We start from the raw sequence: 25,452 nt of genomic DNA, 5'->3' as shown, positions 1-25,452 counted from the left end.
AAAACTTTTTAATGAAAAATTTCTACCTAAGCTTCTTTTTTTATTTGTTAACAATATCTGCAATTGCGCAAAATTCTTATAAAATTGAAGGAATCGTAAAAACAAAAGATAACATCGCGTTGTCACCTGTAGTTGTTTACGCTAAGGAAAGTGGTATAGGAACTCAAACGGACGAAAATGGGAATTTTACTATTTTAATCAACGTAGAATCTGAAACGTTATATTTTAGTTTACTTGGTTTTAAAGATAAAGCAATCAACGTTTCAAGAAATACACAAGGCAATAAACTTGAAATTCAATTAGAACAAAGTGCTGATGAAATGTTGGATGAAATTGTAATTCATTCAAAATCGCCGATGCAACAAGTCAAAGAATCTGCCTATAACGTTATTGCGTTAGACGCTAAAGCTTATCATAATACAACCTTAGATTTGGCTCACGTTTTAAATAAAGCTTCTGGTGTACGATTAAGAGAAACAGGTGGTGTGGGTTCTGACATGCAATTAATGATGGACGGATTTAATGGAAAACATGTAAAAGTTTTTATTGATGGTGTTCCACAAGAAGGTGTTGGTAGTTCGTTTGGTTTAAACAATATTCCGATAAACTTTGCTGAAAGAATTGAAGTTTACAAAGGGGTTGTTCCTGTTGGTTTTGGAACCGATGCTATGGGCGGAATTATTAACATTGTTACAAAGAAAAATAGAGAAAGTTGGTTTTTAGATGCTTCATATTCTTACGGTTCATTTAACACACATAAATCGTACTTAAACTTTGGACAAACCCTTAAAAACGGTTTTAGTTACGAGATTAATGCTTTTCAAAATTATTCTGACAACAGTTATTATATAAATACGCCAGTCAAAATTTTTGACGGTAATACAAGTTCAATAAATAACAAATTAATAGAACGAGTTAAACGTTTTCATGATACTTACCATAACGAAGCTGTTGTTGCAAAAGTTGGTTTTGTAAATAAAAGTTGGGCAGATCGTTTTATGGTCGGATTTACTTATTCTGAAATGTATAAAGAAATTCAAAATGGAGTGAAACAACAAATTGTTTTTGGAGGTAAATACACTGAGGGTCATTCTGTAATGCCATCTTTAGAATATCGAAAAAAGAATATATTACGCGGTTTAGATGTTGTTTTGACTGCAAACTACAACAAAAATATTACGACAAATGTTGATACTTCGAGATATGAATTTAATTGGTATGGAGATAAAAGATTGATGAATTCTCCAGGGGAACAATCTTATCAAATTACTCGAATGGACAACAATAATATCAATAGTACATTCACTGCCAATTATAGATTAAACGAAAAACATTCCTTTACATTCAATCATGTTTTCAATTCGTTTGACAGACGAAATCGTTCTTTATTAGATAAAGTTGTACCGTCTCATAAATACAGCAAAACTACGACTAAAAACATCAGTGGATTATCATATTTGTTTAACCCAAATGAAAAATGGAACGCAACTATTTTTGCAAAATATTATGCGCAAAAAGTTTCAGGACCAATGGCGATCAATACCAATGGCGATCAAGTCGAACGTTTTTCGAGTAAAGATGGTCATCCAGGATATGGAATTGCTGCGACATACTTTATTTTAAAACCAATTCAATTAAAAGCTTCTTATGAAAAAGTATATAGATTACCGACTAATAACGAAATTTTTGGTGATGAAGATTTAGAATCTGGTGACTTAACTTTAAAACCTGAGAGTAGTAGTAATTTCAATTTCAATCTAAGTTATAATCAAAATTTCGGACAACATTCTGTTTATTTTGAAGGTGGTTTAATTTACAGAGATATCAAAGATTATATTCAAAGAAAATTACAAAATTTAAGCGGTGGAAAAACCGGCGCAACTTTTTTTAATCACGGAAAAGTCGAAACTAAAGGTTATAATTTAACCTTAAGATATGGTTTTTCTGATTGGTTAAGTTTAGGTGGTAGTTTTACACAAATGGATATTCGCGATAAAGTTAAAACTGCTGCAAACGGTACAGGACAAGCTAGTGTAACTTACGGTGCAAGAATTCCAAATATTCCATATCAATTCGCTAGTTCAGATGTAAATTTCTATTTACGCGATTTAGGTAAAAATGGAAATATGTTAACTGTTGCTTACGACAATATTTACATGGATGCATTCCCATTGTATTCTGAAGTTTTAGGTGAAGAATCAAAATTTGTTGTTCCAAAACAATTCTCACATAACATCGCTCTGACTTATAGCATTCAAAATGGTAAATATAATTTCACGGTTGAATGTGCCAATTTTAGTGATGAAAAATTATACGACAACTTCAGTTTACAAAAAGCTGGAAGGGCATTTTACGGAAAGATTCGCATAAACTTAGGAAAAAGATAATTCAAAACAATTTATAATAAATAAACCATACATAATGAAAAAGTTTTTACTTAAAGGATTTTTATCTGCATTTGTATTAGGAAGTGTTTTAGCTTCTTGTAGTTCAGATGATTCTTCAACAGTTACAGAAGGTGGTGTTGATAACAATACACCAGAACTTTCTAAATACATAATTTCAGGAGCGGTTGGCGATGCTAATTATGTAATGACAACAGATAGTTTTACAGAAGGTGAAATTTCTCCAGTGAATAACGGATTAACAACTGAAAGCGGAACGTATTGGATTTATTGGAATAACCAATATTTATATCGTTTAGCATACAATCAAGGAAACGCAGGTATTAGTTCATCTTACGCATTAAATGCAAACGGAAAAGTTTTTGAAAGAGATTTTACTTACGAAATCAAACGTTTTACTTCTTACGGTGTATATAAAAATTACATCATTACAACTTCAACAGGTGATTTATCTACTGATTTAGCAGATTCTAACGGGTATCTTCCTAAAGGATTTAATTTCTCTTATTTAAATGTTGAAACAGAGACGATGAGTACAAACTCTAATGTTATCAAATCTGAAAACTATTTAGGAAACGGAGAATATGTTACTTTATCTGGATTAACAGAAAGTAATAACAAAATTTTCTCGGGTGTTGTACCTATGGGATTAAGTCAATTTGGTGTAAAAGCTAATAACGGTTCTTATGTAATTTATCCAGAATTAGTAAAAACTGAAGATGGTGGTTCAAATAGTAGTTCATACAAAAAAGGTGAATTACAATGGACTCAGTATCCTAACGAAGCTTGGGTAGCTATTTATAACGACCAAACTTTAACGAATCCAAAATTAATCAAAACAGATAAAATTAGTTATCCAGCAGGTCGTTTTAAATCTCAATATTACCAAACAACTTGGGCTACGGCAAACGGTGATGTATATGTATTTTCTCCAAGTTTTGCAAAAACAATGTCTGCTGATGTTCAAAAAACGACCTTACCTGCAGGGGTTGTACGTATTAAATCAGGAACTGAAACTTTCGATGCTTCTTACTACGCTAACTTAGAAGCTTTATCAGGCGGAAAATCATTCTTACGTTGTTGGCCAATTGGTGATGATTATTTCTTAATGTTAATGTATGACCGTCCTTTAACTGAAACTGGTTATACAGCTAACAAATTGGCAATTTTTAAAGCTGGAGACAAAACTTTTAACTATGTAACAGGTATTCCTGCAGCTGATTTAATTGCTGGTTTTGGTAATACTCCACATGTAGAAGGTACAAATGCTTACATTGCAATTAGTACAACTGATGGTAATATTCCAGCCGTTTACAAAATTGATGCTAAAACAGCAGTTGCAACTAAAGGCGTTTCTGTAAATACTGAATCTGTAAGCGGAATTGGTAAATTAATTTACAAGAAATAATATTTTTTTCACTTTTTTCAATAAGTCCTTCTGTTTAGAAAGAGCAGAAGGATTTTTTTATCAATCTTATTCAATGTTCATATCATGAAAAATTTAAAAATAAAATGGGTTAAAATTTTAGGAGTATCACTTATTTTAATTTCGAGCTTTTCTACAAACGCTCAAGACAATAATAATGTAAGTCTTAAACGTGGAGATGTAGAAGTTCAAGTAAAAAAGTACCCTAAAAAAGTGTTGGTTTTTGACTTAAGTGTTTTAGAAACCTTTCAAGAATTGGATATTCCTGTAGCGGCAGTTCCAAATTCATTACCTAAACATTTAGATAAATACAATAGCAATCAGTATGTAAAACTTGGCTCACTTACTAAGCCAGATATCAAAGCGATTCAAGAATTTCAACCCGATTTAATTATTACAGCTGGTCGTCAAGGTTCTTATTACGATTCGTTAGCAATGATTGCTCCAACGGTTACTTTTAACGTAAACAATGATGATTTTTGGGTAAGTTTTCAAGAAAACGTAATGGATGTTGCTCGTTTATATGATAAAGAAGATTTAGCAAAACAAAAATTAGATGCTTTAAAAAAGAAAGCAGAACGCATTCAGAAAGAAAGCGCAAAAGATTCTAAAAAAGCAGTGACAACTTTGTATGTTAAAGGAAAGTTTATGCCAAACGGATCAGGTTCTCGTTTCGGGTTTGTAAATGATGCATTGGGTGTTAAAGCTGCTTATGTAGAATCTCCTGAATCAAAAAACGCCAAAAAAGGTGAAAAACCTACAGCTCCTTCAATGTCAGAAATCAATCCAGATTATTTATTTATAATTGATAGAGAAACTGCCATAAATGGTGAAGTAAAAGAATTAAGTGCAATTTTAAATGACGATGTACGTAATACAAATGCATTTAAAAATAATAAAATTTTTATCGTTCCTGGGCAAATTTGGTATCTAGCTGGCTCTGGACTACTTTCAGTTGATATGAAAATGACTGATATCGGTGAAAAATTATACTGTATTAAATTTTAATTAAAATTAATTTATAAAGGATAATATTTTGTAATTTTGGCTTTCTTTTTATTAAGTCTAAATTGTAAGAAGAAAAAAATTAAATCAATAATCATGAAAAGAATATTTATAATCGCACTTTTATTATCGTCTTATTTTTCTAATGCTCAAAATACGATGTTAAATGCAGATTTTTGGAAAAAAAGTCCAGACGTTTCAGTTATTAAAGCAGAAATAGCAAAGGGAAATAGCCCTTCTGAAGCGAATCGTGGAAATCACGACGTTACAAGTATGGCAATAAATAGTGGTGCTCCAATGGAAACTATTATTTATTTGTTAAACCAAGAAGGGAATGCCGTTGATAAAACAACGCATGATGGACGTTTATATATTCACTGGGCAGCAAATAAAGGAAATGTTGAATTGGTTGAATACTTAATTGGTAAAGGTTCAGAAATTAATCGTACAGACGATAAAGGTGCAACTCCATTAGCTTTTGCGGCATCAAATGGTCAAGTAAATAAAGATGTTTACGAAGCTTTTTTTAATAATGGTTTAGACGTAAATTATAAAAATGCTAATGGAGCTACTTTTATGCACATGGCAATTGGTTATGATAAAGATTTAGCTTTAACAGATTATTTAATTTCTAAAGGTTTAAAGTTATCTGATGTCGATGCAAACGGAAATACAGTTTTTGATTACGCAGCGCGTACCGGAAATGTTGATATTTTAAAACAATTACAAAAACGAGGTATTAAACCAACAGATAAAGCTTTGATTTTTGCATCTGAAGGAACGCGTTCAAATGCTAATAATTTAGAATTCTATAAATATTTGGTTGAGGATTTAAAATTAAAACCTAAAACTACCGGTGATAATGGCGAAAATGTTCTTCATAATTTAGTTAAAAAACAAGACCAACAAGAAATTGTCGCTTATTTTTTAGCAAAAGGTGTAGATGTAAATCAAACAAATAAAGAAGGAAATACCGTTTTAATGGAAGCTGCTAAAGGAACAGATGTTGAAATGCTAAAAACGGTTTTAGGTAAAACAAAAAATATCAATCAAAGAAATAACAACGGAATGTCAGCTTTGTCATTCGCAGTAAATAATGGTTCTGCTGATGTTGTTTCGACTTTAATAACAGAAAAAGCAGATATTCAAGTGCGTGATAATGCTGGTAATATCATTACCTATTATTTAATTCAATCATACCGTCCGTTACGTCCAAATCAAAAAGATGAATTTTCGGATAAGATTTCTGTTTTAGAAAAATCAGGTGTTGATTTTAAAGAATTACAAAAAGATGGAAATTCAATCTTACATTTAGCTGTCGCTAAGAACGATTTGAAATTGCTAAATAAATTAGAGAAGTATGATATTAATGTAAATGCGGTTAACGAAGAAATGATGACACCATTACACAAAGCTGCTTTAATCGCAAAAGACGATGTAATTCTAAAATATTTAGTTGATAAAGGAGCAGACGTAACCATCAAAACAGAGTTTGACGAAACAGCTTATGATTTAGCTTCTGAGAATGAAGTGCTTCAGAAAAACGCAATTAATATCGATTTTTTAAAATAATAGAAATATCATAAATCAAATAATAAAATGAAACCATTTATAAAACAATCATTAATCGTAGTTTGTTTATGTTTCTTTGCTTTTCAAGCATCGGCACAAGCGACTAAATATAAAGGTATGTTACAAATGTCCAACTACAACGGTTTAGAAGCTTATGTTGTTGTTTCGTTAATCGATGCAAAAGGAAATGCTGAGAAAACGCTTTATATGATGGGACCAGACGAAAAATGGTACAACGGATTTAAAGATTGGTTTGCTAAACTTTCTAAGAAGAAAGAAAAATTGAATGCTATTACAGGAGCATCGGTTGCAGGTGGTGACCGCGCGACTTTTACTTTTACGATTGATGAAGCTAAAATAAATAAAGGTTATAAAATTCGATTTGAATCGGCTGTAGAAGACCAAAAGAATTACACAAACGATTTAGAAATTCCTTTCACAACCGAAGCTGTTACTAAGAAAACAGACGGAACAGGTTATATTCGTTACGTAAAACTTTCTAAAGTTCAATAAACTTATTTTTTTCTAATGACTAGATCAGTTTGGCGATTAGCCCATTTAGTTTTAGCCATTTTTTCTTTTCTGTTTTTGTTAATCGCTTCTGTCACCGGAACCATTTTAGCAGTCGATGCAGCTTACGAAAAAACTTCGGCTCCAAGCATAGAAAATTTCAATCAAATAACTGTAGCGCAATCCGTAACTGGGTTGCGCAAGGTTTTTCCTGAAATATTAGAATTGAATATCGATGCTACAAATTCCGTAATCGCAGAAGGTTTTAATGACGAAGGTGAAGATTTTAAAGCCATTGTACATCCTGTAACTGGAGAAATTTTAGCTGAACCAAAACCAAAATCCGATTTTATCGAATGGAATATTTCTTTACATCGTTCGTTATTTTTACACGAAACTGGAAGATTCATTGTTGGATTTGTTTCCTTTTTATTATTATTAATCACCATTTCTGGAACCGTTTTAATCATAAAAAGACAATTAGGAATTCGTAATTTCTTTTCAAAAGTAATCAGCGATTTCTCTGCACAATATTTTCACGTAGTTACCGGAAGATTACTTTTAATTCCTATTTTAATTATTTCAGTAACGGGAAGTTATTTATTTATGTTGCGATTTGATGTGATTTCTAAACCTGAATTGGTTGAAATTGCACACGAATCAAAAGTAACTGAAGAATTCACTTTAGAAGAAATTCCTCTTTTTAAAGAAACGCTTTTAAGCGAAGTAACTAAAATTGAATTTCCGTTTAGCGATGACCCAGAAGAATTTTTCCGAATTAAATTAAAAGATAGAGAAATTCAAGTCAATCAAGTTACGGGTGAAATTGTTTCGGAAATTATTTATCCGAAAGAAACCGTTTTGGAAACCTTGAGTTTAGATTTACATACCGGAAGAACCAATGCCATTTGGGCCATTATTTTAGGAATCGCTTCCCTAAATATTTTGGCTTTTATTTACACTGGTTTTGTGATTACCTTCAAACGTAAATCGGTAAAAATTAAAAATAAATTTAAACCAACCGATACTGAAATTGTTATTTTAGTTGGTTCAGAAGGCGGAACTACTACGTATTTTGCAAACCGAATTCATCAACAATTTTTGAATTCAGGTAAGAAATCGTTTTTCGCAACTTTAAATGAATACCAGCAATTCCCAAAAGCTTCGGAATTGATTGTTTTAACATCTACGTACGGATTGGGTGAAGCGCCTTCGAACGCGAGCCAATTTAAAAAGTTGGTAGAAAAACATCCACAATCTCAAAATATTCATTTTTCTGTTTTAGGATTTGGTTCAACCAAATATGCCGATTTCTGCGCGTTTGCTTTTGAAGCTGATGCGTTGTTAGTACAACAAAATAACTTCCAACGAAAATTACAAATTCATACAGTAGATAAAAAATCGGTTGCAGAATTCGTGAATTGGGTAAATGCGTATAACGAAATTTCAACGATTAAAATCGAAAACGTTTCGGCAAATTACCAAATGAAACTTCCTAAATTGAGTAAGTTTACCGTTCTTGAAAATAAAAAGAACACGAATGATTCGGTTTTTCAAATTTCGTTACAAACCAAAAAGAAATTCCAATCGGGTGATTTGCTAGCTATTTATCCGGCGAACGATGCACAAGAACGTTTGTATTCCATTGCCAAAGTAGATGGAAATTTACAATTGGTGGTTAAGTTACACGAGTTTGGTTTGGGTTCGCAATTTTTGCATGGTTTACAAAACAACGAACAACTAAAAGCGCGCATCATTACAAACGAACATTTTCATGTGCCTACAGAAGCGAAATCGGTTATTATGATTGGAAACGGAACCGGAATTGCTCCGTTTTTAGGAATGATTGACGAAAATATTTCTCGTAAAGAAATGCATTTGTTTGTTGGTTTCCGTCATAGAAATGAAACCGTTTTAGCTTATGAAAGTTTCGCAAAAATGCATCAAGAAAATAAACAATTAATTGATTTTACATTTGCTTTTTCTCGTGAAGAAAATCCAAAATACGTAATGCAAATTATTGAAGAACAAGCACAGTTAATTGCAGATAAATTAGCAGCCGGAGCCGTTGTTATGATTTGTGGTTCGTTGGCAATGCAAAAAGATGTAGAAGTTGTTTTAGATAAAATTGTTGCAACGCATCATAATAAATCACTAACTTTCTACAAAGAACAAAATCAAATTAAAACCGATTGTTATTAGTTATGAATAAAAAAAGTTTCCTTTTCGGATGTTTGTTTTTATTAGTTCAAAGTGCATTTGCTCAAGTAATGATAAAACGAGATACGGTTTTAATGGGCAGTTCATTTGATGTTTCTGTTGTGGCAGAAACCGAAGTGTTGGCCGAAAGTTACATTCAACAAGTTTTTGATGAAGTCATTCGAATTGATTTATTGATTTCAGATTGGAAACCCAATTCTCAAATTTCTGAAATCAATAGAAATGCGGGTATTAAACCCGTGAAAGTAGATAAAGAAGTTTTTGAGCTAACCAAACGCGCGTTACATTTTTCTAAAATCACAAACGGCGCATTTGATATTACAGTTGCTTCGATGGATAAAATTTGGAGTTTTGATGGTTTGATGGATGAACTTCCTACAAAAGAAGCGATTCAAAAAAGCATTGAAAATGTAGGTTATAAAAATGTGATTTTAAACGAAACTGATTCCACGATTTTCTTATCAAAAAAAGGAATGAAAATTGGTTTCGGTGCAACCGGAAAAGGATATGCCGCAGATAAAGGTCGTGAACTGATGTTGAAATTAGGAATAAAAGGTGGTATTGTAAATGCTTCTGGCGATTTAGCTTCTTGGGGACGTCAAGTTGACAGAAAAAGTTGGCTGATTGGTTTACGCAATCCGTTTAAACAAGGTGAAATTCTAAGGAAATTCCCTGTTCGAAATGCGGCGATGTGTACCTCTGGCGATTATCAGAAGTTTGCTTTAATTGACAGCGTTCGATACTCGCATATTATCAATCCCAAAACGGGAATTCCCGCATCAGGTTTAACCAGTGTTACGGTTTTAGGTCCTGAAGCAGAAACCGCAAACGGATTTAGCACATCGATTATGGTTTTAGGAGCTGAAGCTGGTTTACAGTTGTTAGAAAGTCACCCAAATTATGCTTGTTTGATAATTACAGAAGAAGGCGATATTATTACTTCCAAAAATTATAAGAAAGTTTTGAAGCAATTAAATACAGATAATTAATACAAACGCACAGCCTCATAAGTTGTGCGTTTTTTTGTAACTTTAAAAAAACAACAAAAAAATTAAAATATGAAAGTAAGTATTATAGGAGCTGGTAATGTAGGGGCAACTTGTGCGCAGTTTATTGCGATGAAGGGCATTGTTTCAGAAATTGTTTTATTGGATATCGCCGAAGGTTTGGCTGCCGGTAAAGCCATGGATTTGGCGCAATCAATGCCCGCTTTAGGTTTTGATACCATAATCCATCCAGAAGTTTCGGATTATTCTAAAGTTGCCAATAGTGAAGTGGTTGTGGTAACTTCAGGTCAACCTAGAAAACCTGGAATGAGTCGTGAAGAATTGGTTGCGGTTAATGTTTCTATTGTAGAATCGGTTGTGAAAAACGCTATGAAACATGCTCCAAATGCAGTTTTTGTAATTGTGACCAATCCGTTAGACACAATGACTTTAGTTGCTTTAAAAGCTTCGGGTTTGCCTAAAAATAAAATCATTGGAATGGGTGCGATGTTAGATTCGAATCGTTTTCGTTATTTCTTAAGTCAGAAATTGCAAAAACCAATTAACGAAATTGAAGCCATGGTTATTGGTGGTCATGGAGACACTACAATGATTCCTGTAAAAGAACTAGCAACTTATAAAGGAATTCCGATTTCAGAGCTTTTAACTGACGAAGTTTTTGATGAAGTGATAAAAGAAACGATGGTTGGCGGAGCTACATTAACCAAGCATTTAGGAACTTCGGCTTGGTACGGACCTGGTGCTGCTGTTGCCGAATTGGTTGATGCTATTGTAAATGATAAAAAGAAATTATTACCAAATTCAGTTTATTTAGAAGGCGAATTTGGAATTGAAGGTATTTGTATTGGTGTTCCGTGTATTATAGGAAAAAACGGAGTAGAAAAAATCATTCAAATCAAATTAACCGATGCTGATTTAGTTAAACTAAATGCAAGTGCAAAAGCGATAAATGAAGTAAACGGATTAATATAAAACGTTATTAAATTCAATTAAAAAAGATGAAGCTGAAACGTAAAAATTACGAAACAGCTTCATTTTTTTGTGTAATCAGATTACATATTAATTATAAAAGAATTTCCTTCTTTTTTCTTTTTACCTGCAAACTTATCAAGTTTATAGCTCAAAGAGAACATGAAATAACGTTTTAAAATCAATTGGTCTGAATCTTGAATCGAAGTTGGACTTATATATCGGTTTGTACTCAAATTCTGATTTAACAAATCGTAAGCTTTAACTTTTGCTGTTAATTGATCCTTTAAGAATTTATATCCAACACTTGCGTTTAACAACGTAAAATCCTTTTTAAATCCGTCGGCTAACATCGAATTATAATTGTAACCAACGTCCGCTCCTATTATAAATTGCTTTGGTAAATATGATGTAATCTGAAGATTTAATTTATGTGTAAAATTGTTTGTTTTATCAACAGAGAAATCTTTATAATCTACAAAATTATAATTATACGAATAAGAAGGCGAAATAATAAACACCTTATTATAATCCCAAGTTAATTTCACTTTTGGTGTCACACCTTGAGAATTGGCGCTGTATAATAAACCGTTTGTTTTTCCTTTAAATTTATCTAAATTGAAGTTCAATCCGATTTCATAACTTAACGTATTAACTCCTAATTTATAAGATTTATTAAATGAACCTCCTAAATAAAAATAACCCGTTCCTGAAGCATTTTCATAAGTTCTAAAACTTTTGAAACCTTCATCATAAGAAACCACATCGATTATTCCACGCGATTCTAATGATCCTCCGGCATAAATATAATATCCTGATCTCGTCAAATAATCATAATTAGAAAAGTTTAAATTTACTCCATGAGATAACTTTGGTTTTAAATTTCCGTTACCTTGAGAAACACTTAAAGTTGAAGATAAATCTTGATATTCTAATAGTTGATTCATATAAGGCAGCGAACCTGTGTAACGATAAGATAAATACAAACGTGTTGATTTACCCATTTTAAAACTATTTGAAATTCGAATATTAGGCAAAACATCGGTTTTCTTATTTAAGAAAATGTTGTTGTTGTAAAAAGATTTCATATCATAATTCATCCAACGGCTTCCTAAATCTAATTGAAAATAACCTTTTTCGTATTGATACTCATAACCAACTCCAGCTTTGACTTCATTCGTTTGAAAACGATTTCTGTAAGATTGTAAATCATTAAAATCTGAATATTGATTTGTGGTTGAATCAAAATCAAAAGTTTCTTGACTATCAACTTCCGTCGTATTTATATAACCCGCTTCAACAGCTAAAGTTTGTTTTTTTGTTATCGGAATACGATATTCAAGTTCTACCTGATAATAATCTCTGTGCGAATTACCAAACGCATTTTGATTTCGTATATCATCGGGATTCGATCCTTCGTAAAAAAGTGTACTTATTTGATTGTTTGCAAATGATTTATTTTTTGAATTATTATTTTCAAAATTTAAACTAAACGATGTTTTGTTTTTAAAACGTTTGTTATAGATCAACTGATTTTCAAAACGATCCATATCGGTTTCAGTAAACTGACTTCCTTGTGATTTATTAATCAAATCATTCAAAATTGAAACTGTTTCTGAGCTTGACACATTATGTCTTCTATTATTATTTTTTTCATAAATTGGAACAAATGCTAATGACGAAGTCGAATCGATTTGAATTTCAAAATCAAATGTAAATTTGTGATTGTTTTTATGAGAAGTTCCTTCATTTTCATTAAAAGAAATCACCCTATTTTCGGGTAAAAGATTTTCTATTCGAGATGTTGATTTTGATTTATTTTCTTGATTATCTAAAACATAACTTGCTGCAACATCAACTTTCTTTTTAAAAGAATCGTTGTAATTTAATCCAACTAAATTAGAAGTTGTAATTCCAGAGTTTCCAGAATATTCATCAATAAATGAAGAGTTAAATGACCATGAATTTCGGCCACCTCGCATATTATCAAAAACTTCGTTTTGAGAAAAACCTGTGGAATTGATATTATTTGAAGAAGCCAAAACGCTAAACTTGGTTTCTCCTTGAAAATAATTAGCTAACAACGACGATTCATATCGATCATCTGTTCCGTAACCACCATTAATTCTACCAAAGAAACCTTTGTTTTTATCTTCGTCGATAGTTAAGTTAATCGAAACTGATTCGCCATCACTTTTCTTACCTGCCAGTTTTTCTTCTTTGGTTTTAAAATCAGAAACTTGTACTTTATTGATAATTTCGGCTGGTAGATTTTCGATGGCAATTTTACCATCAGCTCCAAAAAATGGTTTTCCATTAACAAGAATATTTGGAACTTCTTTTCCGTTATATTTTATTTTTCCATCAGCATCAACGGTAACTCCAGGTAATTGTTCTAACAAACTTTTTACGTTTGCATCTGGACGAACTTTAAACGAAGCTGCATTAAATTCGATGGTGTCTTGTTTAACACGAATCGGCGCAACATCTGCTTTAATAACCATTTCGTCTAACATATTAGAATCTTCTGTAAGTATGATTTCTTCTAAATTAATGTGATCAACAATCGATGTAAATTGTTTGGAATAATCTGTGTATCCAAGCATACTTGCGACAATAAAACTTGGAACTTCTATTTTATTAGTTTGCAAATCAAATTCTCCTTTAGAGTCGGTAATTGTATAATTAATCAAAGTAGAATCCTTTGCAGTTGAAAGATAAACAGTAACCGCTTCGATAGGTTTTTTATTTTCATCTGAAATTTTTCCTTTTATAGAAAAATTTTTTTGTGCAAATGAAAAAGCCGTTCCAATGAAGAACAGCATAATTAAATAAAATATTTTATTCATAATATAAATTTGGCAATCACAAATAAAACATAAAATATTAACAAAAACAAAAAGTATCTGAAAACTCCAGATACTTTTTAATAAATTACATCATTCGCATATCACGAGGAGGACGATTTCCGGGTGGGCGATCTCCACGTGGACCTCTTTCTCCTGGACCACGTTCGTTTGATTGTTTACCTGTTCCGAATTTATCGAACTTAAAAGTTAACGAAAACATAGCGTAACGTTTTAGAACGGTATTTTCTTGATCGGATATTGCCGTTGGACTTACCGTTCTTCTGGTTCCTATATTTTGATTTAAGATATCGTAAACTTTAACTTTAGCTGTTAAAGCACCATTTAAGAAATCATATCCCAAACTCGTGTTCCATAAAAAGAAATCTTTTTTGAAACCAGCAGCAATATTAGTATTGTACGTATATCCAAAATCATTACCCCAAGTTACATTTTTAGGCCAATAAGTTGTTGTTTGTAAATTGATATTATGCACAACATATGACGTTTTCTCTAAAGCAATATTCGAATAAGTATTATTAGTATATCCTAAACTATATGACGGCGCAATGGTTAAAAATTCGCCATAATCCCAAGATCCATAGATTCGAGGTGTAAAAGTAAGTGAATTATTTTCGTACAATTGGTTATCGGTAAAACCTTTAGAAAGTCCGTAATTTACACGCATTCCAATTCCATATCTTAAAGTATGTGCGTCAATTTTTTTAGACTTATTAAAATTCCCAAACAATCCAAGTGAGTAAGCTCCTGAAATATTATCGTAAGTTGTTGTACGTTTTCTATTTTCATCAAAAACAGTTGTAGAAACAATTTGAGAATCATAGAAATTACCAGAAACTCCAATCGTCCAACCGCTTCGCATTTGAAAGTTAAAATCTCTAAAACTTAAATTAATCGAATGGCTTTTAGCTTGATCTAAATCGGCATTTCCGATGTAGGTATTTAACGGATCATTAAAACGTTCGTAAGGTAAAATTTGTGTAGCACTTGGATCAGTTACTGAATAATTATAATTTACATTAAACGTTTTTGAGTCTGTAAATTTATAACGAAATCGGGTTGAGATATTTGGCGATACAAATTTACGATTTACAACATATTCTTGATTTAGATATGAAGCGCTTGCTTTAAAATCATCAATCTGAACTCCGTATTTAAAATCAAAAAATAATTTTTTAGTATTGTAATTTACTCCAACAAAAGGCGTAGACGAAACACTTTTGTTATTTGTACTACTCGAATACAAATCACTTATTTGAGAAAACTCATTGGTTAACGGATCAAAATCATAAGTTGTAAGTACATCCGTATCTTGATTATAATTAAAGGTATAACCTAAATTTAATTCGGTATTTTTAGCAACAGGTTGCGTATAAGTTGCAGTTATTGTATAATTATCGTTTGTACTTCTAGTATCATTTTTTTGATTTCTTAAATCATCCGTTTCTGTACCTTGATAGAAAATAGTTTCTGAATTTGTTCGTCCAAAACCAGTAGTTTTTGAATTTGCATTATCAAAACTCATGCTTAAATTTTTACCGTTCGTATCTAAAACTTTATTGAATTGAACTGAATTACTAAAATTAAACGTGTCGGTTTCTGAATGTCCTACAGCATTATTTGTATTAAACAAATCACCATTTGCATCCATTGATTCAGATTTACTTTGCGAATCAATTACATTCTTAGAACTTGAAATTTTTGGTTCGATAAAGATTTTAGTTGTTGGATTTATTTTGTATTCAACATTAAAATTTGCATTGTGATTTAAATTATCTGTCGTTCTGTTTGATTCAGATTCTGTAATAAAATCGCCATCAGGAAGTAAGTTTACCACACGCGAACGGTTGGCATTTTCATTTCGATTATCATTCAAATAGTAACTTGCATTAACTTCAAGATCTTTAAAAAACTGATCCGAATAATTAACACCTAACATGTTCGTTCTTGTGATTCCTGATCCAGTACCAGAACCCAATCCACCACTAGAACGTCCACCGAAACTATTGAATTGACTACGTCCGCCGCCCATATTATCAAAAACGCCGTCCATTGAAAATCCTGAAGAGTTTATATTGTTTGAAGAAGCAAGTACCGAAATTTTTCTATTTCCTTTAAAATAATTAACCAATCCACTCGTTTCATAACGTTCATCAGTTCCATAACCCGCCATAACTTTTCCGAATAACCCTTGGTTGTTTTTTTCGTCAATAGTAAGGTTGATACTCGCATTTTCACTTTTGGCACGTTTACCAGAAAATTCTTCTGTTTTGGTTTTAGCATCTGTAACTTGAATTTTCTTAATAATATCTGCCGGAAGATTTTGTAACACCACACTTCCATCTTTATCAAAAAATGGTTTTCCATTAACTAAAATCTGACTCACAGATTGACCGTTTACCGTGATTTTTTTGTCAGCATCAATTTCAACACCAGGTAATTCTTTCAATAGCGCCTCAACATTCGCATCTGGTCGCACCTTAAAAGACGAAGCATTGAATTCTAAGGTGTCTTGTTTTACTCGAATTGGAACGTCGGTTACAATCACCAATTCTGCTAACATATCTGACAATTCTTTCATTGTAATTTCACCAAGATCTTTTGACTCGGTAATTTTTTCGAATTCAATATTTTTATCTTCATTTCCCAAATAAGTTAATGATAAAAACGAAGGTTGATCCATTGGTTTAATCTTCATCGAAAAATTTCCAATAACATCAGTTATTGCATATTGAATAACCGTTGAATCTTTTTTCTGAAGCAATAAAACTGAAACCGCCTCTATGGGTTGTTTCGATTCTGTAATTACTTTTCCTTTTAGCTCTATATTTTGAGCATTTGAAACAAAAGCAACTAAAAACGTAAATAGGAATATAAACTTTTTCATATATCAAAAGTACAAAAAGCGACTTACAAGTTGGCACTCATAAGTCGCAATTATTAAAGGGTTTACCGCTTTTTACAATTATTTCACGATAATTTTATGTGAATACATTTTTTGATTTGACAATTGTATCTGTAAAATATAAATTCCTCTTGAGTAATTAGAAACATCAATTACTTTAGAAGTTGTTTTTGTGATTTTTTTTCCATCAATTGAGAAAATAGTAGCGTTTAAAAAATCAAATTGTTCTGTTTCTATATAAACCAAATCGCTTGCTGGATTAGGAAATATTTTGATGTACTTTTCATAATCTAAATCGTCAATTCCTAAAGCTTTCGTTTCAAATTCATAAGCACCCATATCTACAGTTGTATAAATAAATCTTGGATTTCCATCTAAATCTAAAGTCAATTCAGAAATATTTGGTGTTGCATTTGGTCCAAATATTGTATTTGTTCCTGCATTGATAGCAAGACTTCCTTCGTCAAGTCTAAAATTTTTATTAACAACATCTATAAACATTGGATTCACATCTAAATTACCGCCTAAATTGGTACTTAACGGTGCGATATTAAAATTATTGTAAACACCTGAATTCCAATTTGAACTTCCGCCAGAACCCGGTAAAATAGAGTTTTTAAACGAAACTGGTTGATAGGTAAAAATTTGTGTACCGTAAACATAAGGTCCAGTATTGTTATAAATAATTGAGTTTCTTACTTCATTTACACCTTCTCCTTCGTTAAAAAACAAAGCGCCTGCAAACTGACCTGTCGCTTGATTTTCTGTAAACGTTGAATTGTTTATGTATAAATTAATATTTGTATCTTTTCTCAACGCACCACCAGAATATGCTTTATTACCATAAAATAACGAATTATTAATTACCAAAGTATCGGTTTGCATTCCTCGAGCATGAATAGCTCTTGTTAGATTATTTTTAAAGATACATCTATCAAAATTGACTGTTAACGGATGCGTCCACGAAGGTTCATTATTAAAAACATCACCATAAATACCAACAACTCCACCATCATATAAGGTAGCTCCATTAGATTCAAAAATGGTATTGATAAAATTAGCAGAACTATTATCGATATAAGCGACGTATGATGAACCTAAAGCTGCATTTTGAGTAAACATACAATCAATTACATTGGCCGCACAATTGTTTCTTAACATAAAAGTATTTCCTGATGTTGGATTATTCCCTTCAAAATGACAGTTTATAAAATTTGCTTTAGCGTCTGAATGAAGATAAACAGTTGAAGCAGAAAAATCTGTTGTTGAATTATTTAGTATTTTACAAGCTGTAAATGTTGGATTTGATTTTCTGCGAATTTCGATTGTTGCATAACCTAAATGATTCTCTTCAAAAGTCATGTTTGAATACATAACTTCAGAATTACTATCGAAAATTCCGTAAGTTAATTCAGAATCTGAAGTAACCACAAAACCATCAATTGTAGTTTGTGGGCTTAAAATACGAGTTTCGTGATGAAAATTCCCTAAAATAATTCCAGTTGAAGCTGTTAAAATACTTTGATAATTTTCATAATCTCTATCCTCAAAAGTTGGATTTCCGGTTGCAGGAAAACCTCCAAAAACTTTAACTCCTTCACGTAATTTAAAATAAACGCCATTGTTATCATAAGTTCCAGCTGCAACCCAAACTTGTTTTCCTGCAACTTGTCTATCCATCATTAATTGCAAATTTCCAGACGCGTTTTCCCAAGAAGTTCCGTTACCAGTTCCGTTTTCTTTTACATATAAAACATCTGGAATTGAAGTTTGAAATTCATTCAATCCAATGTCAATTACATCAACAATTCTATTAGCCTTGAAAAAATCTAAATCTGTTAGCAATGGATTTTCTAAAACAATTTGACTATCACCTTCGTTAATTCCTGGACTACTTTGTTGCAAAGAATAATCACTATTAAACATTGGATTAACATCTAAATTTCCGCCAAGGTCATTTCCAAAATAATAAAATATTGGTGTTTCGTAATAATAATCACTTCCTGTACTATTTTGCAAAATCGAATTTTTAGCATAAGTTACATTGTAATTACTTCCTCTATAATTATCGTTAGCGTCGGACGTTGTAAAACTTAACTCAGCCGTATTTCCATAAACAATACTGTTATATAAATGTACAATCGATGCTGCAGCCCAAATTCCACCAACATAACCTTGTGCATGATTGTCTGCAACAACACAATTAATCAATTTAACTTCTCCTCCGTTAATTCTCATTCCGGCTGAATCACCATCGCTACCTGGATTCAAGATTGATGTATTATTAGCAATTAAAACTTGATATAAAGTACTGTTTGTATAATACAAATTAACACCTGCGCCAAGTCCCATCGTACTTGTGTTATTAACAATCTTCAAATTTCGATAAGTTGCGCTACTTTGAGTTGCATACAAACCTGCACCTGATGTCGAATTACCTTCGGTTATCGTAAAACCATCAATAAATGTAGATGACGAAATTGGATTTGAATTACCTAAAACTTCTAAAACTCTGGATTGATTTCCTTTTAAAATAGTTTCGTAAAGATTGGGATTTCGATCTTCAAAAGTTGGATTTAACTCTCTAGGAAAACCTCCAAAAAGAGAAACATTTTTATTTAAAAGAAAAGACAGACCAACACCTCGCTGATAAATACCTTGTTTTACCCAAATCTGATCTCCATCAGATGCAGTATTAATAATAAGTTGCAAATCGTTTGAAGCGGTCGCCCAAGACAAACCGTCTCCAGATCCAATTGCATCAACATAATAAATAGTCTGCGCTTGAAGTTTCGAAAACAAAACTAATAAAAATAAAAAAAGTAAAGTTTTTTTCATAAAAAAAAGAATTTATTAAATATAATAAATTCTTTTTAACAAAAAACCTTTCCGAATTCAGAAAGGTTTTTAAAATTATTTTTGTCTAAAATAAATATCGATTGGCACCCCTTCGAAATCATAAATTTCTCGAAGCTTATTTTCAATAAATCTTTTATACGGATCTTTTACATATTGTGGTAAATTAGCAAAGAACACAAACTGCGGAATTGCTGTTGGTAACTGCATACAATATTTAATTTTAACGTATTTACCTTTAATTGCTGGTGGTGGATTACGTTCAATAATCGGTAACATCACTTCGTTGAACTTAGAAGTTGGAATACGATTTTTTCTGCTTTCGTAAACGTGTACCGCAGTTTCTAAAGCTTTTAATAAACGTTGTTTTGTTAAAGCCGAAACAAAAAGAATTGGTACATCTGTAAATGGTGCAATTTCTTCACGTATTCTACGTTCATACTCCACCGTTGTCATGGAATCTTTTTCAACTAAATCCCATTTGTTAACTAAGATTACAATTCCTTTACGGTTTTTCTCAGCCAACCAGAAAATACTTTGATCTTGACCTTCGAATCCACGAGTTGCATCGATTACTAAAATACAAACATCAGCATGCTCAATGGCACGAACTGAACGCATTACCGAATAGAATTCTAAATCTTCTTTAACCTTTGCTTTACGACGAATTCCTGCCGTATCAACTAAATTAAATTCAAATCCAAAACGGTTGTATTTTGTGTCAATTGCATCACGAGTAGTTCCCGCAATATCAGTAACCACAAAACGATCTTCACCAATTAAGGCATTGATAAAACTAGATTTTCCAGCGTTTGGACGACCAACAACTGCAAAACGAGGTAACTCTTCAGGATTTTCCTCAACTTCAGGTAATTCAGGTAAAACTTCAACAATTTTGTCCAACAACTCCCCTGTTCCACTTCCAGACATTCCAGAAATAGTAAAATATTCACCCAATCCTAAGTTATAAAATTCAAACGCATCCGTTTCACGCTTTGCATTATCTACTTTATTAACCGCTAAGATTACAGGCTTTGTAACTTTTCTTAACAACTTAGCAACTTCGTCATCCATTGGAGTAATTCCCTCTTCAACGTCAACAACGAATACAATAGCATCTGCTTCGTCAATTGCTAATTCAACCTGACGACGGATTTCTCCTTCAAAAATATCATCAGAACCTTTTACGTAACCTCCGGTATCAATTACCGAAAATTCTTTTCCATTCCATTCACTTTTACCGTAATTACGGTCACGTGTTACTCCAGAAACCGAGTCAACAATCGCCTCACGACGTTGTACTAATCGGTTAAAGAAAGTAGATTTACCTACATTAGGTCTTCCAACTATGGCTACAATATTACTCATACGTATTCACTTATATATAAAAGTGTATTTTTTATTTTTGATTATATCCGAATCGTTTTAATTGATACGAATTATTTCTCCAGTCTTTATTAACCTTAACAAACATTTCGATATGAACTTGTTTATCAAAGAATTTTTCTAATTCTTCCCGAGCTTGCATGCCAATTTTTTTAATTGCCGCACCTTTATGCCCAATGATGATTCCTTTTTGGCTATCGCGTTCAACCATGATAACCGCTTTAATTCTGATGATTTTTTCGTCTTCTTTAAATTCTTCTGTTTCGATTTCAACAGCGTATGGAATCTCTTTATCGTAATTCAAAAGAATTTTTTCACGAATGATTTCATTAACAAAGAAACGTTCTGGTTTATCTGTTAATGAATCCTTAGGATAATACGCAGGTGATTCTGGTAAAATCTCAACAATTCTATCAAAAACTTCCTTCACATTAAATCCTTGTAAAGCAGAAATAGGATAAATCTCAGCATTCGGAACTTGCTCTTTCCAAAGTGCTACTTGTTCTTCTAACTGCTCTTGATTCGATTTATCGATTTTATTCAATAGAAGAAGAACCGGAACCTTAGCATTTCGAATTTTATTAAAGAACGCTTCGTCTTTCAACTCACGCTCTCCTATTTCTACCATATAAATTAACACATCAGCATCTTCAAAAGCAGATTTCACAAAATCCATCATTGAAGTTTGAAGTTCATAAGCTGGTTTAATGATTCCAGGAGTGTCCGAGAAAAGAATTTGAAAATCTTCTCCGTTTACAATTCCTAAAATACGATGTCTGGTTGTTTGTGCTTTAGAAGTAATAATAGAAAGACGCTCTCCGATGAACGCATTCATCAAAGTTGATTTTCCTACGTTTGGATTACCAATAATATTAACAAATCCTGCTTTATGTGTCATTTTACCTAATTTAAACTTTGCAAAGGTAGTTATAATCTGTGAAATACACGAAATAAAAATTTTATTACATTAAACTTGCCAGTTCTGAAATGTTGTATTACATTTGCACTCGAAACATCGCGGGATAGAGCAGTAGGTAGCTCGTCGGGCTCATAACCCGAAGGTCACTGGTTCGAGTCCAGTTCCCGCTACTAAGTTGGTAACTCCTACCCTTTCAAAAAATTAATGAATTTATATTTGAAAGTAACCAAAATTCATAAAAACGCACAGCGCGGGATAGAGCAGTAGGTAGCTCGTCGGGCTCATAACCCGAAGGTCACTGGTTCGAGTCCAGTTCCCGCTACTAAGTTGGTAACTCCTACCCTTTCAAAAAATTAATGAATTTATATTTGAAAGTAACCAAAATTCATAAAAACGCACAGCGCGGGATAGAGCAGTAGGTAGCTCGTCGGGCTCATAACCCGAAGGTCACTGGTTCGAGTCCAGTTCCCGCTACTAAGTTGGTAACTCCTACCCTTTCAAAAAATTAATGAATTTATATTTGAAAGTAACCAAAATTCATAAATCGCACAGCGCGGGATAGAGCAGTAGGTAGCTCGTCGGGCTCATAACCCGAAGGTCACTGGTTCGAGTCCAGTTCCCGCTACTAAGAAAAGCTATTTGTATATTTTTACAAATGGCTTTTTTAATTTATAAAAATAAAGAAATTATCGATTCTTCAAATTTCAGATTAAAGATTCATAACCTACCAAGGTTTAAAATTGGATTTTACTGATTTTGACAAATCAAACTTCACAGAAAAAAGTCTATCTGAACCGATTCTACGTAGATTGTAAGTATATGTAGTTCCGTCCATGGTAATCCACCAAACATTTTGACATGCATAATCTATCATTTGACATGTTTCGTTATCTGCTGGAAAGACTTGAATTGTTTCACTCCCTTGGTTGGTTGAAGTTCCACCATAAAAAGTAACATCATCTGCCGAACCATCTTGATGACGGTGATCATGTTTTAAAGTTAAAACGTTATTTGAATAGGACAAAATCCAAGTTCTTGATTTATCATCTCCAACATAAAACGGAATTTTAACTTCGCGTTCATCATAACTCAAAACCTCCATTAACAAACGTTTACCAGTAAATCCATCACCTTCTTTGGCGCCTTCAATAATTTCACCTTCGAAATATTGTCCAACCAAAGGTTTGAATTGTTCTAAAAATATTTTTGACTGTGTTTGCGTTTGCGCAAATGAATTACTGAAGACCAAAAAGAACATCAACACTAATAAATATCGAAATGTAACCATTTTATAAAAAATTAAATTTAATAATCCTGAATACGTAAATTACAATAAAAATATTCAAAACTTCATAAAATATAGTATACAAAAAAAATAGACCATCTCAAATTCGAGATAGTCTATTTTAGAATCAATTAACTTATAATATTTAAAATTTATTTATACAATTTCAAATCTTTTCCTGACGCAAAATAGATATTGTCGGTAACTCCATCAATTTCATAAATAGGTTTGTTAGAATCTAAACTAATCTTCACCACTTCAACTCCATCTTTTTTTCTAACTTTTACCAACTCTGGTCCTTTTGTACCTTTAGCTAAAACTACGGCATAATTATTACTTTGCTTTAGTCCATTGAAACGCTTATCAACACTTGCTAATAAATTTTTGTCAATCATATCAGAAATATCCGAATTTTGATTTCCTTTTTGTATTTTTTTATTTTTTGCATCTTGAGAAAATAAGTCTTGAGATATTTCGTTTCCATTACTATCTACATAAGTAATTTGTGTATTTGCAATTGCTTTTTGAACACTTCCTTTTATTCCAAAGAAAGACGAACCAATTATTCCTCCAGTTTTCATCAATCTCCTCGCAGCTTCTCCTGGTTCTGAGTATGATTTTTGATAAATTACATTGCCATCATTATCTAAACCAATTACATCATTTTGCCCAACGATACAAACTCCCCAATCAAAGGATTCTAACGTTTGAATTGTTTTGTCGTTTTCAACATCAATTTTCCCTTTAGGTTTTGGACTATCTTCATTATTTGAATTAAAAGTATAAATACGCTTATTGTTATAAACTAAGAATTTTCCATCTTTAAAATCATAAGTTAATGGGCGTTTTTTATCGAATTCAACATTCTTTTTCCATATTTTCTTACCTGTCGAATACTCAACCATATTTCCATATGTATCAGTCAAATAAAAAACACGATCATTCCCCACTTTTCCCAAATAATAAACTTGATCTTCTGAATCATCAGCAATTTCAACAAATTTTTTCCACTTATTTTTACCTTCCTTATCAATTAAATTCATTTCGTTATCAGCAATATATAAATAATCACCGTCAATTGGAATTACGCGTTTAATGTCAGAACCTTTTGGATCTTTTTTCCAAAGCTTTTGACCCGTTGCATAATCATAAAAATTAAATCCCTTTTGATGAGCAATTAAAACCTTATCTCCATGGTCTTCTAAATAAGAAATATAAGCAGTTGTTATATCATCCTTCCAAACTTTTTCACCTGTAAAAGCATCCAACATATTCAATTTTTGTTTCGATGACAGCAAGCCTCCAGAATTCAAAATGGTAATCATTTTATCACCATTTCCGCTAATAAAAAAATTATTTACTGGATAATCAGTTTTCCATTTTACATTTCCATTATCTTGATCCAAAGCAAAAAGTAGATTTTTAACTCCAGCGTAAATTACATTTTTTCCAACAACAATTTTATTTTCAGAAACTGAAATATCATTTTTAATCAAACTTTTAAAGTAATTACCTAAAGATTTTCCAAGTCCATCAACATCTCCAACTTCACTTTCCCAATTGATTTTCTTGCCAACCAAATCATAATTAACAAACATAACTTTATTATCTTTTTGCCCCAAAATCAATAGTTGGTTATTTGACTGAATAAACGACGATGAATAAATTACATATCCTAAATCAGCAGAATTAAAAAGAATTTCACCGTTTGTACTATTTATCAATACATTATTATTATCGAATTTAACCTGAGCAAATGGAGAATTAGATATAAAACTAATTTCAGAATCAGATTTAAAAGCGTTTGAAAAATCATTATTTGATAACGAAGAATAAATCTTTGACATTTTTGCAATTGAATTCTGACTATTGATTTTATCAATTGAGATAGTCCAATCTACAACATTTGATTGTGGATTTACACTTGACAAAACGTCTTTGGTTTTAACAAAAACATTTCCAGTTAATGGTTCTACTTTCACTTCTTGAATTTCATTTGAAAACGAAACTACATCTTGTGAAAAAGCATTTATCGAAAAGACACTTGACAAAGCTGCCATTCCAATTACATAAGCGTATTTTTTCATTTTATAAAGTATTTGGTAATTTAAATTAAAAAT

Annotated in this window: 15 protein-coding genes and 4 tRNA genes; 12 read left to right on the top strand and 7 right to left on the bottom strand. The window is 31.8% G+C overall.

What is annotated here, in order from left to right:
- Positions 1-11: 11 nt before the first annotated feature.
- The 8 genes from HW119_RS06575 (at position 12) to HW119_RS06540 (ending at position 11,117) form a co-directional block, all read left to right on the top strand.
- On the top strand, positions 12-2,387 hold the full coding sequence (locus HW119_RS06575) for a TonB-dependent receptor domain-containing protein (protein WP_177762328.1): 2,376 nt from the start codon (positions 12-14) through the stop codon (positions 2,385-2,387).
- Between the two features lie 34 nt (positions 2,388-2,421).
- Entirely contained in the window at positions 2,422-3,813 is a 1,392-nt protein-coding gene (locus tag HW119_RS06570; protein WP_177762326.1) for a DUF4374 domain-containing protein, read from the top strand.
- Positions 3,814-3,897: 84 nt separating this feature from the next.
- Positions 3,898-4,839, top strand: coding sequence for a siderophore ABC transporter substrate-binding protein (locus HW119_RS06565; protein ID WP_177762324.1), 942 nt, complete (start codon positions 3,898-3,900; stop codon positions 4,837-4,839).
- A 93-nt stretch (positions 4,840-4,932) separates the two neighbouring features.
- A complete protein-coding gene (locus tag HW119_RS06560; protein WP_177762322.1) occupies positions 4,933-6,408 on the top strand; it encodes an ankyrin repeat domain-containing protein in 1,476 nt (491 codons plus the stop codon).
- A gap of 27 nt (positions 6,409-6,435) precedes the next feature.
- Positions 6,436-6,921, top strand: a complete 486-nt coding sequence (locus tag HW119_RS06555) for a DUF2271 domain-containing protein (RefSeq protein WP_177762320.1) — start codon at positions 6,436-6,438, stop codon at positions 6,919-6,921.
- A 15-nt stretch (positions 6,922-6,936) separates the two neighbouring features.
- Entirely contained in the window at positions 6,937-9,120 is a 2,184-nt protein-coding gene (locus HW119_RS06550) for a PepSY domain-containing protein (RefSeq protein ID WP_177762318.1), read from the top strand.
- Between the two features lie 2 nt (positions 9,121-9,122).
- Entirely contained in the window at positions 9,123-10,127 is a 1,005-nt protein-coding gene (locus HW119_RS06545) for an FAD:protein FMN transferase (RefSeq protein ID WP_255498046.1), read from the top strand.
- 69 nt (positions 10,128-10,196) lie between these two features.
- Entirely contained in the window at positions 10,197-11,117 is a 921-nt protein-coding gene (locus HW119_RS06540; RefSeq protein ID WP_177762316.1) for a malate dehydrogenase, read from the top strand.
- 80 nt (positions 11,118-11,197) lie between these two features.
- Here HW119_RS06540 and HW119_RS06535 read toward each other — a convergent pair whose 3' ends face one another.
- From HW119_RS06535 to era, 5 genes are all read right to left on the bottom strand, one after another.
- Entirely contained in the window at positions 11,198-13,963 is a 2,766-nt protein-coding gene (locus tag HW119_RS06535; protein ID WP_177762314.1) for an outer membrane beta-barrel protein, read from the bottom strand.
- Positions 13,964-14,048: 85 nt separating this feature from the next.
- Positions 14,049-16,868, bottom strand: coding sequence for an outer membrane beta-barrel protein (locus tag HW119_RS06530; protein WP_177762312.1), 2,820 nt, complete (start codon positions 16,866-16,868; stop codon positions 14,049-14,051).
- Between the two features lie 78 nt (positions 16,869-16,946).
- Positions 16,947-19,724, bottom strand: coding sequence for a T9SS type A sorting domain-containing protein (locus HW119_RS06525; RefSeq protein ID WP_177762310.1), 2,778 nt, complete (start codon positions 19,722-19,724; stop codon positions 16,947-16,949).
- Positions 19,725-19,799: 75 nt separating this feature from the next.
- Entirely contained in the window at positions 19,800-21,110 is a 1,311-nt protein-coding gene (der, locus tag HW119_RS06520; RefSeq protein WP_177762308.1) for a ribosome biogenesis GTPase Der, read from the bottom strand.
- 31 nt (positions 21,111-21,141) lie between these two features.
- Positions 21,142-22,026 carry a GTPase Era gene (era, locus tag HW119_RS06515; protein WP_177762306.1) on the bottom strand — a complete coding sequence of 295 codons (885 nt, stop codon included), beginning with the start codon at positions 22,024-22,026 and terminating at the stop codon, positions 21,142-21,144.
- Positions 22,027-22,144: 118 nt separating this feature from the next.
- Here era and HW119_RS06510 point away from each other — a divergent pair.
- The 4 genes from HW119_RS06510 (at position 22,145) to HW119_RS06495 (ending at position 22,672) form a co-directional block, all read left to right on the top strand.
- Positions 22,145-22,217, top strand: a tRNA-Met gene (locus HW119_RS06510).
- A 79-nt stretch (positions 22,218-22,296) separates the two neighbouring features.
- Positions 22,297-22,369, top strand: a tRNA-Met gene (locus tag HW119_RS06505).
- 79 nt (positions 22,370-22,448) lie between these two features.
- Positions 22,449-22,521 (top strand) — tRNA-Met (locus HW119_RS06500).
- 78 nt (positions 22,522-22,599) lie between these two features.
- Positions 22,600-22,672, top strand: a tRNA-Met gene (locus tag HW119_RS06495).
- A gap of 99 nt (positions 22,673-22,771) precedes the next feature.
- On the opposite strand, the gene HW119_RS06490 is transcribed toward HW119_RS06495, so the two are convergent.
- Together HW119_RS06490 and HW119_RS06485 are read right to left on the bottom strand one after the other, a co-directional pair.
- Positions 22,772-23,335, bottom strand: a complete 564-nt coding sequence (locus HW119_RS06490; protein WP_177762304.1) for a hypothetical protein — start codon at positions 23,333-23,335, stop codon at positions 22,772-22,774.
- 149 nt (positions 23,336-23,484) lie between these two features.
- On the bottom strand, positions 23,485-25,419 hold the full coding sequence (locus tag HW119_RS06485; protein ID WP_177762302.1) for a PQQ-binding-like beta-propeller repeat protein: 1,935 nt from the start codon (positions 25,417-25,419) through the stop codon (positions 23,485-23,487).
- Between the last annotated feature and the right edge of the window lie 33 nt (positions 25,420-25,452).

The sequence above is a fragment of the Flavobacterium sp. I3-2 genome, from assembly GCF_013389595.1.
Classification (GTDB): Bacteria; Bacteroidota; Bacteroidia; order Flavobacteriales; family Flavobacteriaceae; genus Flavobacterium.
The sequence above is the reverse complement of the archived record's forward strand: the minus strand, read 5'-3'. Positions and strand labels throughout refer to the sequence as shown.

Bases quoted from the DNA above. Each gene is read 5' to 3' on its own strand.
- HW119_RS06540 (WP_177762316.1), top strand. From the start codon at position 10,197: ATGAAAGTAAGTATTATAGGAGCTGGTAATGTAGGGGCAACTTGTGCG.
- der (WP_177762308.1), bottom strand. From the start codon at position 21,110: ATGAGTAATATTGTAGCCATAGTTGGAAGACCTAATGTAGGTAAATCT.
- HW119_RS06555 (WP_177762320.1), top strand. From the start codon at position 6,436: ATGAAACCATTTATAAAACAATCATTAATCGTAGTTTGTTTATGTTTC.
- HW119_RS06485 (WP_177762302.1), bottom strand. From the start codon at position 25,419: ATGAAAAAATACGCTTATGTAATTGGAATGGCAGCTTTGTCAAGTGTC.
- HW119_RS06575 (WP_177762328.1), top strand. From the start codon at position 12: ATGAAAAATTTCTACCTAAGCTTCTTTTTTTATTTGTTAACAATATCT.
- HW119_RS06525 (WP_177762310.1), bottom strand. From the start codon at position 19,724: ATGAAAAAAACTTTACTTTTTTTATTTTTATTAGTTTTGTTTTCGAAA.
- HW119_RS06530 (WP_177762312.1), bottom strand. From the start codon at position 16,868: ATGAAAAAGTTTATATTCCTATTTACGTTTTTAGTTGCTTTTGTTTCA.
- HW119_RS06550 (WP_177762318.1), top strand. From the start codon at position 6,937: ATGACTAGATCAGTTTGGCGATTAGCCCATTTAGTTTTAGCCATTTTT.
- HW119_RS06535 (WP_177762314.1), bottom strand. From the start codon at position 13,963: ATGAATAAAATATTTTATTTAATTATGCTGTTCTTCATTGGAACGGCT.
- HW119_RS06570 (WP_177762326.1), top strand. From the start codon at position 2,422: ATGAAAAAGTTTTTACTTAAAGGATTTTTATCTGCATTTGTATTAGGA.
- HW119_RS06565 (WP_177762324.1), top strand. From the start codon at position 3,898: ATGAAAAATTTAAAAATAAAATGGGTTAAAATTTTAGGAGTATCACTT.
- era (WP_177762306.1), bottom strand. From the start codon at position 22,026: ATGACACATAAAGCAGGATTTGTTAATATTATTGGTAATCCAAACGTA.
- HW119_RS06490 (WP_177762304.1), bottom strand. From the start codon at position 23,335: ATGGTTACATTTCGATATTTATTAGTGTTGATGTTCTTTTTGGTCTTC.
- HW119_RS06545 (WP_255498046.1), top strand. From the start codon at position 9,123: ATGAATAAAAAAAGTTTCCTTTTCGGATGTTTGTTTTTATTAGTTCAA.
- HW119_RS06560 (WP_177762322.1), top strand. From the start codon at position 4,933: ATGAAAAGAATATTTATAATCGCACTTTTATTATCGTCTTATTTTTCT.